The sequence below is a fragment of the Oscillospiraceae bacterium genome, from assembly GCA_025757985.1.
Taxonomy (GTDB): Bacteria; Bacillota; Clostridia; order Oscillospirales; family Ruminococcaceae; genus Gemmiger.
In genome coordinates this window covers 263539-279380 of the sequence record CP107210.1, presented here as the reverse complement: position 1 = coordinate 279380, position 15842 = coordinate 263539, and the positions used below count along the sequence as shown (strand labels likewise).

Sequence of the window (15842 nt, the reverse complement as noted above, 5' to 3'; positions counted from 1 at the left end):
CGCAGCAAGTTGCTGATGTGGTTTGACGGCGTGAATATCAGCGATGATATAGCGCCGTATTTTTTGACCGCGACCTACACCGACAACGATGACGGCGTATCCGATGATTTGCAGGTCACTTTGCAGGACCGCGATAAAATCTGGATGAAAAGCTGGCTGAACGAAATGGTGAACGCCGCTGCCGGGGATGCCTTGAAAATCCGTGCCAAGATCTGGATAAACTACTGGAACGGCTACGATGTGGAGGAGTTCCTCGACTGCGGCGAATTTGAGCTTGATTCCGTCTCGTTGTCCGGCCCGCCGAACACGGTGACCATCAAGGCATGCAGCCTGCCGTTTACGAGCCAGATACGCCAGACCAAAAAATCCAAGGCGTGGGAAAATTACAGCCTGTCCGCAATCCTTGCAGAAATTGCAGGGGCGAACGGCATGGGATATTTCTTCGATACGCCGAACGACCCCTTTTATGACCGCGTGGAGCAAAGCAAGACCAGCGACATCACCTTTTTGCAGCGGCTCTGCACCAATGCGGGGCTGAATATCAAGGCTACCAAGGGCAAGCTGGTCATCTACGACCAGAGCGACTACGAGCAGCGGCCTGTTGTGATTGAGGCGGATTACCGCGATACCAGCTTTACCAAGTGGAAGTTGGACACCAAGACTGCCGACACCAAGTACGCCAGCTGCCGTGTGAGCTATGTTGAGCCCGCCACAGGTGCCTGCATTGAGTACACGGCCTACACCGAAGACTATGACGAGGACGCCAAGACTAACCAGCAGTTGGAACTCTACGCCAAGGTCGGCAGTGTGGCCGAAGCCAAAACGATGGCTGAAAAGCACCTTCGGCTGCACAACAAATTTTCTAAGACAGTACAGTTTACCCACACAGGCCATGTTTGGTATGTGGCCGGTGTGGGTATCCGTGTCAAAGGCTACGGCTTTTGGGATGGACGCTATATCTGCACACAGGCAAAGCACACAATCAACGAAAACGGCTTTACAACAACCGTTACAGGCCGCAGGATACTGGAGGGATATTGATGGCTGATGAAGTAACCAGACTGCGTATCGGCACCGTGTCGGCTGTCGATAAGGCCAATCTGGCCGCCCGCGTCATTTTCAAGGACGAGAACATCGTATCCGGCTGGCTGCCTGTTTTGCAGCGAACCGGGGAAATTGTTACAGTTGCCACTGCCGGCAAGCACGACCACGATGTTGACGGTGACTGCACAGTGAAAAATACCACCAAAACGCCGACCACATGGACAGACAGTGAGGGCAAGGTGCATACCAGCTATGAAACCGCTCACAGTCATGGGGCCAAGGTGAACTACTGGCTGCCAAAGGTCAATGAGACCGTGGCGTGCCTGTATCTGCCGACCTTTAACGGCGATGGTGTGATACTGGGGGCGATTAAAACATGATTGTCGGCTGCCTTGGAGACCTTATCTTTCAGGTCAGCTCTGATACGGTGTTGACCGTAAGCAACTTTGTGGAGAGCGCATCCACCCGGTACGCCATCCACCAGCGCCACAACAACAGTGCCTGCCTCGAGTACACCGGCATGGACCCCGACCAGCTCACCTTTGATATTGAGTTGTCCGAGTATCTGGGCGTGTATCCGCAGAGTGCCATCAACATACTGTGGGGCTACATCCGCAGCGGACAGCCGGTATCCATGGTGCTGGGCCGGACCGTGTACGGGAAATGGCGCTGGGTAATCAAGAGTATGGCCATCAAGATGAAGCACACCGACAAGGACGGAACATGGACGCACTGCACCGTCAGTGTGACCTTGATGGAATATCTGGCGCAGTAAGGAGGGCTGAAAATGAGTTACCTTGTGAGCGCCCTGCCGGACGATGAACTGCTTTTGAACTGCACCGACACCGTAACAAGCGTGCTGCAGAACATCAAGTGCATCATCCAGACCCGCAAGGGCGACATACCCCTGCACCGGGGCATCGGCCTGACGGGGAGCTGGATCGACAAGCCGATTACGGTTGCCCCTACACTGATGGTGGCAGACCTCAAAGAAGCCATAGAGGAGGGCGAGCCCCGCGCCGAGTTTGTGCAGGCGACCTTTGAGATTGACCCGAACGACCCGGCGCATCTAATCCCAACCGTGGAGGTGAATATCCGAGATGAGTAGAAACCCCTTGTATCAGTTCGTGGACACCGACACGACCAAGCTGGAGGCCGCGCTCGTGGATGCCTATGAGGCTATTGTCGGCCACAGCGCCCAGCCCAGCAGCCCGGAACGCATTTTTATTGCATGGGTCGCAAGCATCATTTTGCAGGAAAGGGTGTATCTGAACCATGCGGGAAACCAGAACATACCGAGCCGCGCCGAGGGCGCGAACCTTGATGCCCTGGGCGAGTTGTTCTACCAGCATACGCGCCCGGCCGCGACCTCCTCCACCGTGACGATGCGGTTTAATATCAGCGAGGCGCAGACCAGCGCTGTGCTGATCCCGAAAGGTACGCGCGTGAGCAATGGGCAGAATATGTTCTGGGCTACCGTGGAGGACCGCTACATTGCAGCCGGGCAGACCCACGGCGATGTGACAGCCGAGTGCATGACTGCCGGCACAGCGGGAAACGGCTACCTTGCAGGCCAGATCGCCACCATTGTGGATGTGTTCGACTACTACACCAGCTGCACCAACCTGACCGAGAGCGGCGGCGGCAGCGATGCCCCCACCGATGACGAGTTCTACGAGCAGCTGCGCCAGAGTGAGGACAACTATTCCACTGCCGGGCCGAAAGGCGGCTACATTGCCAAGGCCAAAGCCGTGAGCAATGACATTGCCGATGTGCTGCCCAACAGCCCGACCCCCGGCGAGGTGCGCATCTATGTTCTGATGGAAGACGGCACGATTGCCGGGCAGGAAGTAAAGAATGCCGTGCTGGCTGCCTGCAACGCCGATGAAACCCGCCCGCTGACCGACCATGTACTGGTGGAAGACCCCGAAACGGTGGAGTACGATATTGACACGACCTACTATCTGAACCGCGGCGGCCCGTCTGCCGCTGATGTGCAGAGCGAGGTCAACGCCGCCGTGGATGCCTATGTGAAATGGCAGGCCGGCAAGCTGGGCCGGGACATCAACCCCAGCGAACTGACCCACCGTATGATGGTGAACGGTGTAAAGCGCGTTGTTATCCGCAGCCCTGTCTACACAGAGCTGCGCAGCGGCAATGTGGCTACCGATGCCAGCGGGCGTGTGGCGCTGGCCGACCTGACGGATACCGTGCCGCAGGTTGGTAAGTTGCGTGGCCGCACCGTGACGAGCGGAGGGTATGAAGATGAGTAATACCCCCACCGCCGAGGAGTTCCTGCGGGCGCTGCCGCCCGTACTGCGCAATGACAGGCGCATGATAGCGCTGGGGCAGGTTGTGGCTGAAGAACTTTCGGACCGCATGAGCGAGATCGAGAAAGCGGCCATCTATCCCCGCATTGACGAACTGGATGAAGCACTGCTGGACATACTGGCCTACGATTTCAAGGTGGACTGGTACGGCTATGACTACCCGCTGGAAACGAAGCGGGCACTGCTGAAATCCAGCTTCTATATCCACCGTCACCTTGGCACCAAGGGCGCTGTTGAGGCGGCCATTCAATCGGTGTACCCCAAGAGCATCGTGGAAGAATGGTTCGACTATGTGGAGGGCGGCAACCCCTACACATTCCGCATTGTACTGGACGCATCGACCCCCGCCGTGCCGGTGAACAACACAGACCTTTTGCGGGCGGTAAACCTGTACAAAAGTCTGCGCAGCCATCTGGACGGCATCATGTTCCGCAGCACACACCGTTTCGAGATCCGCACAGGCTGCGGATGGTGCGTGTACACGGCCCGCCTGTGCGGTACCTATCCGGTGCAGGCCAGGGAGGGAGCTATCTACAATTTCCCTGTAGTGGTGGAGACCGAGCACGGCGGCGAGGCGTACACCATGCCGCTGACAGGCCAGCCGACTGCCGGCACATTCCCGGCTCCTGCCGTGCAGGGCGTTATCGCCGGGGAAAATGTGGCCGTTGCCACAGCCGAAGATGGACAGACCTATACAAGCCCAATGACGGGCTATGCCACGGTGGGTACACACCCCGCTGCGGCAGTGCAGGGGTCTATCCTTGACGGCGTACTTATGACCGACACAGCCAGCGGGAGCGCGGGCTTCGAGGCTACCCCCTGCGGGCTGGAGCCGGGATCACTTTTTTAGGAGGTATGACCCATGATTGACAGTGCAGGGTTTACCGACCTGCGGAACTACATCAAGCGGCGTGTCGCTTATGCCAAGTACCGTGTCGGCAATACCTACATCAAAACGGACCTGTCCGATGTGGCGGTGCTGCCTAACGGCACGGTGCGGGCACAGCTGACCATCAGTGCCGAGAGCACCCCGCTGACCGTGACCCGCGTGGAGCTGTACAACTCTGACAACGCCCTGTGGGCGCATCAGGATTGCAGCATCACGGTCAACACCGGGCAGACGGGCATCTTGTACTGGTTCGACTTTACCGTGACCGAGCAGGAGGTGAAATGAAATGTATAATCCTACCCCGTGGAAAGACCATGTGACGAATCCGAGCAACTGCTTCAACATCACGAAGAACGATGACGGCACCTACCAGATCACCCGCGCCGGCACTGTGATGCAGCAGGGTACGCCGCAGGATGCGGCACATTTTACCAACCAAGAGGACGGCATTTGGGAGTTGTTTGCCTGCTATGGCCTGCTGCTGAACTACGCCCGCCAGATGGGCTGGGATGTGGAGCGCGGCAGCATCAATCTGACGAACACCGCCAAGCCGTACCCGTTCAACAACAGTCAGAAGACTGTGGCCTTGCAGATGCAGCGCCCCAGCCGTGACTATATCGTCATCACCGAGGCCAGCAATGTGAAAGGCAACCTCGGTCAGATCGAGGTTAGCGACAAGTTGTCCAACGGCTTTAAGGTCGCCTACACCGGCAGCGCCACTGCTGCCACCATCAACTACATAGTGATCGGAGGGTACATGAAATGATTATCGTTGAGAAGAACCCCGGCCAGAAAATCGACTACGAGGTGAACAAGACTAAGATCACCTTTGACGATGACCTGACCCTGAACCTTGCCAAACGCGAGGAAGACTACGCCGTACACATTGATGTGTGCTTTGACGAGGACGGGGCGCTGTGCATCGGCGCTGCTGCCGGGCGCAGCTATGTAGCCCAGATCGACATCCCGCCCCGCCAGTACAAGGAAGTGCCTGCCACGTCGGCGGAGACGACCACCGGCGAGGCGGCAGACGATGCAGACGGTAGCCATACCCCGCAGCAGACAACCGCAAGGGAGCCGCTGCCGTTGGACATGAACACCGTGACGCTGACGCTGTGGAGCATCGAGTAAGGAGGTAAACCCCTATGGCTGATAATTTTGACCTGATGGCAACCGCACTGAAAGCGGTCTGCCCGAACAATGAGATCCTGCTGGACAACGCCGGCAAGCCCAGCGTTATGGTCCGCATCCCGAAGATGACCTATGCCCAGCTGGGTATGGGCGAATCCACCGCACTGTTCCCGGCGTTTATCATCAACGGGCAGGAAGTGGACGAAATCTACATCTCCAAGTATCTGAACATCGTGCAGAATGGCCGTGCGTACAGTCTGCCCGGCGTTGACCCTGCCGCAAGCATGAACTTTGACCAGGCCCGCAGCTACTGCGAGGCAAAAGGTGACGGCTGGCACTGCATGACCCGCATGGAGTGGGGTCTGCTGATGCGCATCTGCGAGATGCAGGGCTTTATCCCGCTGGGCAACAACAACTACGGCAAGCACAGTTCGGAGCAGTTCTACAAGGCTATCAAGACCTATGACGACAGCGGCAAGACCGGACGCACCGCTACCGGCACCGGACCGCTGACTTGGTACCACGACAACAGCCCCAGCGGTATTGCTGACCTTGTCGGCGATGTGTGGGAGTGGGCCGGTGGTGTCCGCACTGTGTACGGCGAGCTGCAGGTCATGGCCAACAACAATGGCGCAGACGCTGCCAACTCGCAAGGCACCAGCAGCACCAAGTGGATGGCTATCAGCGCTGATGACGGCAGCTACATCGCCCCGGACGGCAGCGGCACTACAGCCAACTCCGTCAAGCTGGACATCGTCAGCGGGCACATCCAGTGGTCCAAGACCATTACCACCCGCAACAAAGATTCCGACTGGCCGAGCTGCAGCTTTGCTGCTATCACCTGTGACAGCACGATCAGTGATGCCGCCAAGCTGGTATTGCAGTGCCTTGGTATGCTGCCGTACAAGGCCACAGATTTGTGCGCTAAGGCGGGTCACCAGTGCTGGTTCCGCAACCTCGATGCCGAGCGCGCTTTCTTTTCGGGCGGCTCCTGGATCAGCTCTTCCTATGGCTTGGCTTCGTTCAACGGCCGCAACCCGCGCTCGGCTTCGGGGGCGTACTTTGGCTTCCGCGCCGCTTTTGTAAAACTGCCCACTGCGTAACTGCGCACTGGAGACCGCGCGATAGCGCGGTCTTGGGCAGCAGAGCGATTGCGGGATAGCCGCGCACAGAGATTTCCTCAGTCCGGCCCCGAAGGGGCCGGTTTATAAAATTGATTTTTCGGATTTTGGGTATTTTCTGCGATTTTTCCGACAGAATCTACCAAAACGACCCGCCGGGCGGGAAAAAGCTATATAATGCCCTGTGGGCTGGAGGTGCTGACAATGGCCGAAGAACTTAAAATCATGCAGAAAGTCTTTGACATGATGCAGTATGGGTACGGAGCCCTTGCGCAGTATCCGAAGTCTGAAAAGTTTGCTCTCTGCACCGACATTAAGCGCTGCATGGACACCATGCTGGAGCGCACGATTGAGGCGCAGAAGAAATACTACAAAAAGACTACCTTGCAGGATCTGGATGTGGAAGTGGCAAAGCTGCGGGCCTACCTGCGGTTGAGCCATGAACTCGGCTTTCTTCCGATGAAAAAGTACGAGGTCTGGAGCGGCATGGCAGTCGAAATCGGAAAGATGCTCGGCGGTTGGCTTAAAACCATCAAGAGCCAGCCGAAGACATAGGGTATCAGCCGTGACGCGCTTTCTATTCGGGCGGCAACTGGAACAACTCTTCCTATGGCTTGGCTTCGTTCAACGGCAACAACCCGCGCTCGAATTCGAGGGCGAACATTGGCTTCCGCGCCGCTTTACCTCATAGTCAGATATTGCAAGCTCGCGGGCTTGCTCTCAGTACAGAGGGATAAAGGGGCTGGTCTCCTTGGTTGCAGAGTAAAAGCTGCGGCCTTAAAATTTTAGCAGCTTTGCCGGTGTTCCGATGGCATACCGCCATACGGCACCTGCGGGGCTGCGAACCTCAAGGAGTGGCTTTAGATTGGAAAAACACAGACATATTTTTGAGCAGTTTGCAACCTTCGACAATATGTATGATGGTTATTTGCTGGCGCGAAAACATAAGCGCTATCAGGATTGTGTGCTTGAGTACACCAATCTCCTTGAGGATAATTTGATCGATGCGGTGAATCGGCTTCAATGGCATGAGTACCAGACAGGGCCGCTTCACCAATTTTATGAGTATTACCCCAAGAAACGAATCATCAGCAGCCTGCCTTTCTATGACCGCGTTGTAAACTGCGCTGCGTACAATGTGACGTGGCCGATTTACAGCAAGTCGTTCTACGAACACAGTTATGGCAGCGTTCCCGGTAAGGGCCCTGTGCGGTGTGCAAACACGATACAGGGCTGGATGCGAGAGGCTGCGGCCAAACCCGGCGACTGGTACTTTGTGAAGATGGACATTACAAAGTTCTTCTTTCGTATTCCTACCGAAGTACAGCTGCGGGAACTGGGCCGCCCGCTGGATGATGCCGACATGATGTGGTTCTTTGAACGCGCTATCCGCTGCGATGGCCGCCCGCTGGGGCTGCCGCTGTACTGCACCGATGTTACCACAGCGGAACGCATTGCGGGCCGCGGGATGCAGGTGGGCAGTTTGGTATCGCAGATGACGGCCAATGTGGTTATGACACCTGCGGATCACTACATCAAGCGGGAGTTGTGTGCGCCGTATTACGCCCGGTACATGGACGATATGGGTGCAATCATCGAGGGCAAGGCCGCCGCGTGGGAACTTGTGGAGGAAGTGGACAACTACCTGCAAACAAACCTTGGGCTGAATCTGAACCAGAAAACCGCCGTCATTCCCATCGGAAACCCGGTGGAATTCGTGGGGCGGAAAATCAGCCCGGTCAAAATTGAACTGCGCCGGCAGACCACCCTCGGCATGAAAAAGCACTTACGGTATGTGCAGGATGCCTATGCTGCGGGTGAGACTGATCTTGACTATGCGTTGAGCGTCATCACCAGCTACCGGGGGCTATTCAAGGATGTTACCAGCGATGCTTTCCTTGAAAAGATGCTGGATGAATTCGTACTATCCCGGCCCGCGCTTGAAGCGTAGGGCGACAACTCAATAAGAAATCGGCAACCCAGCCACTGCGGCAGGGCTGCCGATTTTTTATACAAATTTTTACCGAGAGGAGCGACAGACCATGACCGACAAGGAACTTGAAAACGGCGTTGACATCACTGCTGAATGCGATGCTGAGACCAGCAACGGCAAGGGGGTTGAGGACGATGAGTGATTGCTCTTTCGTAGACCTGACTTGCATTTCGCCCAACTGCAACCGCCCACGCAAGTACGCTGTCAGCAAAATCACCCCGCACCACATGGCGGGCAATCTGACGCTGGAGCAGATCGCTGCCATGGAGGCCAAGCCCAGCCGCCAGATGTCCAGCAACTATGCGATTTCCAGTGACGGCGGTATTGCGCTGCTGTGCCACGAGGCAGACCGCAGTTGGTGCAGCAGCAGCCCTGCCAACGACCACAGGGCCATTACCGTGGAGGTTGCCAACGACCAGATTGGCGGGCAGTGGCATGTCTCTGATGCAGCGCTGGAGGCGCTGGTAAAACTGTGCGTGGACATCTGCCAGCGCAACCCCGCGCTGAAGAATGGTCTCAACTACACCGGCGATGCCCGCGGCAACCTTACCAAGCACAGCTACTTTACCAGCACCGCTTGCCCTGGCCCGTACCTTGGCGGCAAGTTCAGCTGGCTGGCCAAGGAGGTCAACAAGCGGCTGGCCGGTGGCGTTACCGTGGTGGGCGATGCCCTGCGGGCGGGGATGGCACTGCATCTGGAGCGCGCCAACCTGTACATCGCCAGTGCTTCGCTGGCTATCGCCGGGGTGCGCACGGGCACCTATTACCTGTGGGGCACCGAGGTGGTCAATGGCCGTGTGCGCATTACCAACAGCACCAGCAATGTGGGCAAGTACGGCAAGGTCACTGGCTGGATTAGTGTGGACGATGCCAAGGCTGGCGCCGGGCTGCGTGACCAGACCACCGACAGCCGCGGCCTGACAAAGATCGTCATCGACTACGCCAGCAATGTGCAGGCCATGGCGGTGTACAATCTGGCCCAGCAGCTTGACCTCGTTGCCCCTGGCTACTACCGCAGCAGGTACATTGATGCCGCCAAGACGGCGCAGTACATCGAAATCGGTCAGATCAGCGCGGGCGATGCCGAGCATGTCACCACCCTGTGCAAAAAGGCTGCCATCGAGTACAAGACCGCTGCATAGTTGGGAGGTGGAGGCAATGACCGAATGGGGCGTTGTGGGCGTGATTGTTGTGCTGCTGGGTTTGCTTGGCACTGTGACCGCGCCTATGATTCGACTGAACACCACCTTGACCAAGCTCAACGACAAATTCGACACCTTGGACGAAAGGCTGACGGATGTGTCGGCGAGCAACCACGCATCCCACAGGCGGCTGTGGGAACATGAAGAAATGCAGGACTCCAAGCTGCACGACCATGAGACCAGAATTCAGATTCTGGAGCATGGGCCGGGCTGTCCTGCGAACCATTCCACAAAGGAGGAATATACATGAATATCAACTGGCGCGTCCGTATCAAAAACAAGGCGTTCTGGCTGGCTCTGATCCCGGCTGTACTGCTGCTGGTGCAGGTCGTGGCTGCCGTGTTCGGCTACACGCTCGACCTCGGTGATCTCGGCAACAAACTGCTTGCCGTTGTCAATGCGGTGTTTGCCGTACTGTCGATCCTCGGCATTGTGACCGACCCGACCACGGCGGGCATCGGCGACAGCCCGCAGGCGATGACCTACGAAGAGCCCAAACAGAACCCCTATAATTAAAATGAGCCCCCCGGCTGACTACCGCAACAGGTAGCCCGCCGGGGGGCTTTTTGTGGTTTATTTGTACATGCTATTGATTAGGCTTGTCTGCTCCCACTCTTCCGGCGGTAGGGGCAGGCCCGCAAACGCGCGGAGAGCCTCGTCAGAGCCGCAGTCATCGCAGATATATAGACCGCTTACCTCTCTGGACAATGCGTTTGAGGAGGCGGCCCGCTGGGTCTGTGGGTCGATCTTGAGCGGCTTGCCGCAGCGCGGGCAGAACGGCCAGCCGTTTTTCTGGTCAAAAATCATGCGGGCGGTGAGCTCGGCGTTGGTGAATTTCATGGTATCAGGCCTCCTTGATTTTTGTGACGATAATGGAGATACCGCAGATGCCGCCGATGGACGGGTAGCACTCGGACCAGCACTCGATGACCTCATACTGCTGCATGACGGGCAGGGGCAGGTCGCCCGCCGGGCCGAAGTAGATGAGGTCGGCGTCTGCCTCGGCCATGCGGATGTGGGTGTCGAGGTCGAGGGGCTGTAAAAAGTCGGTCAGCGTCATTGCGGTTTCCTCCGATAATCAGTAGATGGCGTCCAATGTTTCAAACTCTTGGCCGGGACGCGGTGGGGTGATACTCAAGATGAAGCGTTCCCGGTCAGCCTTGGATGCGAACTCGTACACTTCACGAAGTTTGCCGTCAATGCGAATTCCAAGCTGGTAGGGGCCATTGCGAACGGTACGGATAAGCTGTCTGTATTCTGCTGGTGTCATGGTTTGTTCCTCCCAAGCGCCCGTATAGCCCGGTAGCACAGCTGTATCATGTTAGGCGGCGGTCACGGCGGGGGCTGTCTCAAAAGCGGCGGTGAGGTGGAGGCGGGCTGTCTTGAATTCCGGCCCGCGCATCCCAAGGCGCTTTGTGAGGACACGCATCATCAAGTCGTGTTTCTGCTGCTGAGTGTACCCGGCAATGGACTTGAAGTGCAGGTTGTCGTGATCGCAGTTGATGGACCACGCGCTCATTGCCAAGCAGAATTGGATGTAGGCCTTGATACGGCCCGCGTGGGTCGTGCCGTTGAAGAGGCGGAATTCCACGGTGCCCTTGGTGAAGAAAGCGTGTAGGTTGATGCCGTGGTAGCGCGTCTGGTTGTAATGCACGTGGCTGATGCCGCCGCTGTACCCGTCATTGACGGAGCTGTACCAGATTTCCTCGGCTGCGGTACGGCTGCTGCGTCCCTGCTTCTTCATGGCCTTGAACAGTTTCGGGCTGATCTTGTGGCACCATTGGTCGGCACGTTCTCCAATCTGGAGGGATTCATAGAACAGGTCTTGCCGACCTGTGGCGAAATTCAGCAGGCGGGAAAGACTTTCGGGCGTATGGTTTGCGCCGTCAACATGGACATGGATGCCGCAGGACGCATTTGCCATAGCGCCCTTTTTGACGAGGGCGCGGACGATGGCTTGCAGATCCGGGATGTCCTCATACTGGAGAATCGGAGTGACGACTTCGCATTTGTACTCGTCGTTGGCATCCACAACATGGCCGTTCACGCGGCGCTGTGGGGTGATGGAGGCATCCCGCATACACTTCCAGCGGCGGCCCTTGTTGTCTACGGCCTCGTAGGTCTTGTAGGCCGTGCCCATAAAGCGGGTGCCTATCGTGCCGTAGTAGTCGGCAATGACCTGTGCGGCTGCCTGACGGGTGATGCCGGTGAGTTCGATTTCAACGCCGAAGTTCTGGTTCTGGATGGTAATCATTGTGGTGGCCTCCCTTAGTGCAGACGGTAAAGTTCATTGCGATAGCTGACGATATAGCCCTTGCTGTCCTTGTGGATGCGGACATTGGCTTTCTGGACGCGGGTGCAGCCTGTGCGCTTTTTGACGATGCTGACCGCCAGAGGGAGGTAGCGGTCAGTCAGATCGATGTAGGGGCTGGTCTCGCTCTTTGCCTTGTAGCGTTCCACGCTGAGGGCTTCGGCCTGTTCTGCCTCTGCTTTCGTGCCGTAGAATGTGTTACCGCGGCGCTTGCTGGAGCCGATTTCGTAGAAGCGCTCACTCTCGATGACCTCAAGTCGGTTGTTCCAGATAGTATTGTAGCGGACGGTGTCGTAGGGAACGACCTTGTCTGCGGGAGTGCCGACAACGATTTCCAGACCGGACAGGCTGTTGAAGCTGTCGTACTCGGTGAAGCTGTCCAGCAGGACGCGGACAACCTGCTTGCCGTCCGTCAAATCAACATGGGCAACCTCGCCCTGACTGCCGCTCATCGTGGCGGTGTTGATGGTGTAGCCCTTTGCGATATACTCGGCGACTTTAGCGGTGAATTTCTGGTTGATATCGATGTACTTCATTTTGTTTCCCTCTTGTCTTTTCTGCCTTACTCTGATAAAATAGAGGGCGGCCGGGGTAAGGCTCCCGGCTCGCCGTTATTGATTTGCGGTGCGGAGTGGCGTTCTTAGCGGGGCGGCCACTCTTTTTTATTCCATTGCGGTCGTGATGCTGTCGATTACCTCGTTGAGCGTGTCGGCGGCATCGTTCAGATTGTCACACGCTTCATCAGCGCGTTCGTACTTTTCGCTGCTCTGGAGGTTTTCGGGGATATTGTCGCGGTATTCTTCTTCCTCGTAGGTGATTTCTTCGAGGTCGGCCTTGATGTCCTCCAGCCGGTCAATGATGGTCTGCAAATTCTTTCTGCGAATCTTATTCATATCATTTTCTCCTTGCTTTATCGGCTATACGTGTGTATAATCAAAGAAGTGGGGGCGGCGGCTCCATCCGCCGCCCCTCTTCTACGGAATTACTGTTCCGTGGGCTTGCCCTGAATCAGCTTGCTGGGCTTTATCGTGATCGTGATCCGTTCTGCCAGTTCGGGATGTTCGACCAAGATTTCCAGAAGCTTTTTCAGGGCTTCTTTTGTTTCGGGCTTGTCCATGTTGTCTCACCTCCTTTCAACATCTTTATTATACAGGATTTCCTTTATATTGTCAAGGGTTTTCTTTAAGATTTTCCTTTATTTTTTAAATATTTCCCTTGACGCGGTAAAGGTTTTCCTATATAATGATAGCGAGGTGATAACTATGGATTTCTCCACAAAAATCAGAATGGGCGAGGCAGTAGCCAAAATGTCAGAGGCTGAGCTTGCCCGCAAGATAGGCACGACGCCGCAGGCATTCAACCAGCGTGTGAAAACAGGAAAGTTCAAGTACGAGGAATTAGAAAGCATCGCATCCGCTCTCGGCGCGGAACTGGTACTGAAATTCCGCTTTTCAGACGGAACCGAGGTGTAAAGGAAAAGCCCGAACCGCATGGCAGTCCGGGCAAGGGATAGGATTATTTGCGGCGCTCCGGGGCGGGGCCCATTCGCTGCCGTGTGCGTTCGTCTATCTTTTCCTCGCGCACAAGAATCTCGTTGATGTCACAGTCCAGCGCTTTGCATATCTGGTCGAGCTGCTCCAGACTGACCCGGTCCGTCATTTCGTGGTACAGGTCGTTGATAGTAGAAGCCCTGATTCCTGTCTCTCGGACGAGATCCGCTTGCGTCCACTTCCTTTCGCCAAGGCGGGTGGACAGTAAAATTCTAATCATAGAACCTATCTCCTTTACGTCGTATTCTATCAAATCCTCACGGGTTTGTAAGGAATATGGTAGAATTTGGCGTGGAAACGGTATATTCTAACGCAAAAATTTCACAATTTATACAACAAAAAAAGAGGGGCAATCGCAGCTTTTCCACCTGTTGCGATTGCCCCTCTTTTTGTTGTCAATGAGTCAGTGAGGGAATAGAACAAAACAAAACGAACACATTACCGACCATTTTAACGGTTGTCTTGTGTTCGTTTTGCTCTCGTTTGGTGCGGATGAAGGGATTTGAACCCACACTCTTTTAAGGGAACTAGAACCTGAATCTAGCGCGTCTGCCAGTTCCGCCACATCCGCATATTTTGTTTTCGTCTTGGCCGTTGGCCTGACGACAGGTATTATTATAGCCAAACGCCCGGTAAATGTCAAGCGTTTTTTCGCAAAAAAAGTGATATTTTTCCCGCAAAAAAGCGGCCGTCTGCTTTTTGACAGACGACCGCATTTTATTTGCAGATTACCAGAGATTTACGACCTCGTTGTACAGGCCTTCGTAGCTCTTGGCGGAGTTGGACCAGCTGAAATCGCACTCCATTGCGCGCTTGACCAGCACGGGCCAGCCATCCTTCTGCCAGTAGCCCTCCTTGGCACGCCAGCAGGCTTCATACAACTCGTGGGCGTTATAGTTGGCAAAGGTGAAGCCGTTGCCGTAGCCATCGCCGGAGTCGCGGATGGAGTCCTTCAGGCCGCCTGTCTCGCGGATGATGGGAATCGTGCCGTAACGGCAGGAGACCATCTGCGCCAGACCGCAGGGCTCGGAGCGGGACGGCATCAGGAACATATCTGCGCCGGCGTAGATTTCCTGCGCCAGCTTGGCGTTGAAGCCGATGTAGACACCGACACGGCCCGGATTGCGGGCGCACAGTTCATTGAAGAAGTTCTCGTACTGGGCTTCGCCGGAGCCGAGGACCACCAGCTCGATGCCCTGCTGCAGCAGGCCCTCTGCAATGGCCTGAACCAGATCCACACCCTTGTGGCCAACCAGACGGGTAACCATGGCCATGACCGGGCTGCCGTCCTTATGCAGCCCAAACTCGTCCTGCAGGTAGGCCTTGCAGGCTGCCTTTCCATCCTGGAAGGTCTCGGCATCGTAGTTTTTGGCGATGTCGGGATCGGTCGCGGGGTTGAAAACATCCACATCAATACCGTTGAGGATGCCGCACAGCTTATACTGCTTCTGGCGCAGCAGGCCGTCCAGACCATGGCTGAACCACGGATCCAGAATTTCCTGTGCGTAGGTGGGGCTGACGGTTGTCACCTTGTCGGCACACTCGATCGCGCCCTTCATGAAGTTGGCGCAGCCGTCATACTCGACCACATGGGCGTCGCGGGCACCGATGCCGCAGGTATCCTCCAGAATATCCAGACCATACTTGCCCTGATAGGCGATGTTGTGGATGGTAAAGACCGTCTTGATGCGGCTGAACTTGTCCAGATGGCGGTAGTACAGGTTGAGATAAACCGGGGTCAGCGCGGTCTGCCAGTCGTTGCAGTTGATGATGTCCGGCTCGAAATCGGTGTAGAACAGCATTTCGAGGATGGCGCGGGAGAAGAAGGCGAAGCGCTCGCCGTCATCGTAGAAGCCGTAGAGGCCGCTGCGCTTGAAGTAATACTCATTATCAATGAAGTAGTAGACCACGCCGTCGCGCTCGGCCTTGAACAGACCGCAGTACTGGCTGCGCCAGCCCACCGGCACGCTGAAGTTGGTGACATAGGTCAGCGTATCCTTGAATTTCAGATCACCGTACAGCGGCATAACCACGCGGGCGTCAATGCCATCGCGGACCAGTGCCTTGGGCAGAGCGCCCGCAACATCGGCCAGACCGCCGGACTTGGCAAACGGGGCAGCCTCGCTGGCTGCATACAGAATTTTCATAAGCACCTCCGTGCGAATTTCACAAAATGAGGGCGGGGGAAATCTTCTGCTCTCCCCCGCCCTCTCATCAAAGCCGGCTCCGGGGAGAGGGAGTTCGACCTCTATGAGCGTTATTTTTCCCCCA

The 15842-nt window shown here is 56.3% G+C and carries 25 protein-coding genes and 1 tRNA gene; 16 read left to right on the top strand and 10 right to left on the bottom strand.

The window, feature by feature from the left end; genetic code table 11:
• Nucleotides 1-15: 15 nt before the first annotated feature.
• The 15 genes from OGM67_01330 to OGM67_01260 all read left to right on the top strand — a co-directional run bounded on the left by OGM67_01330 (nt 16) and on the right by OGM67_01260 (nt 10226).
• Nucleotides 16-1041 carry a contractile injection system protein, VgrG/Pvc8 family gene (locus tag OGM67_01330; GenBank protein UYJ36173.1) on the top strand — a complete coding sequence of 342 codons (1026 nt, stop codon included), beginning with the start codon at nt 16-18 and terminating at the stop codon, nt 1039-1041.
• Nucleotides 1041-1424, top strand: coding sequence for a hypothetical protein (locus tag OGM67_01325; GenBank protein UYJ35012.1), 384 nt, complete (start codon nt 1041-1043; stop codon nt 1422-1424). Before OGM67_01330 ends, OGM67_01325 begins: the two co-directional genes overlap by 1 nt.
• The gene (locus OGM67_01320) at nt 1421-1819 is read left to right on the top strand and encodes a phage tail protein (protein UYJ35011.1); all 399 of its coding nucleotides are present in this window, start codon (nt 1421-1423) and stop codon (nt 1817-1819) included. The genes OGM67_01325 and OGM67_01320 overlap by 4 nt, the downstream gene beginning before the upstream one ends.
• 12 nt (nt 1820-1831) lie before the next feature.
• On the top strand, nt 1832-2152 hold the full coding sequence (locus tag OGM67_01315; GenBank protein ID UYJ35010.1) for a hypothetical protein: 321 nt from the start codon (nt 1832-1834) through the stop codon (nt 2150-2152).
• Nucleotides 2145-3317, top strand: coding sequence for a baseplate J/gp47 family protein (locus tag OGM67_01310; protein ID UYJ35009.1), 1173 nt, complete (start codon nt 2145-2147; stop codon nt 3315-3317). Before OGM67_01315 ends, OGM67_01310 begins: the two co-directional genes overlap by 8 nt.
• A complete protein-coding gene (locus OGM67_01305) occupies nt 3304-4224 on the top strand; it encodes a phage tail protein I (GenBank protein UYJ35008.1) in 921 nt (306 codons plus the stop codon). The genes OGM67_01310 and OGM67_01305 overlap by 14 nt, the downstream gene beginning before the upstream one ends.
• Before the next feature lie 12 nt (nt 4225-4236).
• Nucleotides 4237-4548, top strand: coding sequence for a hypothetical protein (locus OGM67_01300; GenBank protein UYJ35007.1), 312 nt, complete (start codon nt 4237-4239; stop codon nt 4546-4548).
• Between the two features lies 1 nt (nt 4549).
• On the top strand, nt 4550-5029 hold the full coding sequence (locus tag OGM67_01295) for a hypothetical protein (protein UYJ35006.1): 480 nt from the start codon (nt 4550-4552) through the stop codon (nt 5027-5029).
• Entirely contained in the window at nt 5026-5394 is a 369-nt protein-coding gene (locus OGM67_01290) for a hypothetical protein (protein UYJ35005.1), read from the top strand. The genes OGM67_01295 and OGM67_01290 overlap by 4 nt, the downstream gene beginning before the upstream one ends.
• Nucleotides 5395-5408: 14 nt before the next feature.
• Nucleotides 5409-6497 (top strand): SUMF1/EgtB/PvdO family nonheme iron enzyme, encoded by a 1089-nt coding sequence (locus tag OGM67_01285; GenBank protein UYJ35004.1) that lies wholly within the window; start codon nt 5409-5411, stop codon nt 6495-6497.
• A gap of 222 nt (nt 6498-6719) precedes the next feature.
• Nucleotides 6720-7070 (top strand): diversity-generating retroelement protein Avd, encoded by a 351-nt coding sequence (gene avd / locus OGM67_01280; GenBank protein UYJ35003.1) that lies wholly within the window; start codon nt 6720-6722, stop codon nt 7068-7070.
• 310 nt (nt 7071-7380) lie between these two features.
• Nucleotides 7381-8466, top strand: coding sequence for an RNA-directed DNA polymerase (locus OGM67_01275; GenBank protein UYJ35002.1), 1086 nt, complete (start codon nt 7381-7383; stop codon nt 8464-8466).
• Nucleotides 8467-8642: 176 nt separating this feature from the next.
• Nucleotides 8643-9650: an N-acetylmuramoyl-L-alanine amidase gene (locus tag OGM67_01270; GenBank protein ID UYJ35001.1), complete on the top strand. Its 1008-nt coding sequence runs from the start codon at nt 8643-8645 to the stop codon at nt 9648-9650.
• A gap of 16 nt (nt 9651-9666) precedes the next feature.
• Entirely contained in the window at nt 9667-9960 is a 294-nt protein-coding gene (locus tag OGM67_01265) for a hypothetical protein (protein UYJ35000.1), read from the top strand.
• A complete protein-coding gene (locus OGM67_01260; protein ID UYJ34999.1) occupies nt 9957-10226 on the top strand; it encodes a phage holin in 270 nt (89 codons plus the stop codon). Before OGM67_01265 ends, OGM67_01260 begins: the two co-directional genes overlap by 4 nt.
• Before the next feature lie 57 nt (nt 10227-10283).
• Here the strand turns inward: OGM67_01260 and OGM67_01255 are convergent, their stop codons facing one another.
• The 7 genes from OGM67_01255 to OGM67_01225 all read right to left on the bottom strand — a co-directional run bounded on the left by OGM67_01255 (nt 10284) and on the right by OGM67_01225 (nt 13138).
• Entirely contained in the window at nt 10284-10550 is a 267-nt protein-coding gene (locus tag OGM67_01255) for a hypothetical protein (protein ID UYJ34998.1), read from the bottom strand.
• A gap of 4 nt (nt 10551-10554) precedes the next feature.
• A complete protein-coding gene (locus OGM67_01250; GenBank protein UYJ34997.1) occupies nt 10555-10770 on the bottom strand; it encodes a hypothetical protein in 216 nt (71 codons plus the stop codon).
• Between the two features lie 18 nt (nt 10771-10788).
• Nucleotides 10789-10980: a hypothetical protein gene (locus OGM67_01245; protein UYJ34996.1), complete on the bottom strand. Its 192-nt coding sequence runs from the start codon at nt 10978-10980 to the stop codon at nt 10789-10791.
• A gap of 51 nt (nt 10981-11031) precedes the next feature.
• Nucleotides 11032-11964, bottom strand: coding sequence for an amidoligase family protein (locus OGM67_01240; GenBank protein ID UYJ34995.1), 933 nt, complete (start codon nt 11962-11964; stop codon nt 11032-11034).
• A gap of 14 nt (nt 11965-11978) precedes the next feature.
• Nucleotides 11979-12557, bottom strand: a complete 579-nt coding sequence (locus OGM67_01235) for a hypothetical protein (GenBank protein UYJ34994.1) — start codon at nt 12555-12557, stop codon at nt 11979-11981.
• Between the two features lie 126 nt (nt 12558-12683).
• Nucleotides 12684-12914 carry a hypothetical protein gene (locus tag OGM67_01230; protein ID UYJ34993.1) on the bottom strand — a complete coding sequence of 77 codons (231 nt, stop codon included), beginning with the start codon at nt 12912-12914 and terminating at the stop codon, nt 12684-12686.
• 89 nt (nt 12915-13003) lie between these two features.
• A complete protein-coding gene (locus OGM67_01225) occupies nt 13004-13138 on the bottom strand; it encodes a hypothetical protein (protein UYJ34992.1) in 135 nt (44 codons plus the stop codon).
• A 145-nt stretch (nt 13139-13283) separates the two neighbouring features.
• On the opposite strand from OGM67_01225, the gene OGM67_01220 reads away from it, so the two are divergent.
• Nucleotides 13284-13493: an XRE family transcriptional regulator gene (locus OGM67_01220; protein ID UYJ34991.1), complete on the top strand. Its 210-nt coding sequence runs from the start codon at nt 13284-13286 to the stop codon at nt 13491-13493.
• A gap of 43 nt (nt 13494-13536) precedes the next feature.
• On the opposite strand, the gene OGM67_01215 is transcribed toward OGM67_01220, so the two are convergent.
• The 3 genes from OGM67_01215 to glgA form a co-directional block, all read right to left on the bottom strand.
• Nucleotides 13537-13791, bottom strand: a complete 255-nt coding sequence (locus tag OGM67_01215) for a helix-turn-helix transcriptional regulator (protein ID UYJ34990.1) — start codon at nt 13789-13791, stop codon at nt 13537-13539.
• A gap of 264 nt (nt 13792-14055) precedes the next feature.
• Nucleotides 14056-14142, bottom strand: a tRNA-Leu gene (locus OGM67_01210).
• A 157-nt stretch (nt 14143-14299) separates the two neighbouring features.
• Nucleotides 14300-15718: a glycogen synthase GlgA gene (gene glgA, locus OGM67_01205; GenBank protein UYJ34989.1), complete on the bottom strand. Its 1419-nt coding sequence runs from the start codon at nt 15716-15718 to the stop codon at nt 14300-14302.
• Nucleotides 15719-15842 lie beyond the last annotated feature (124 nt).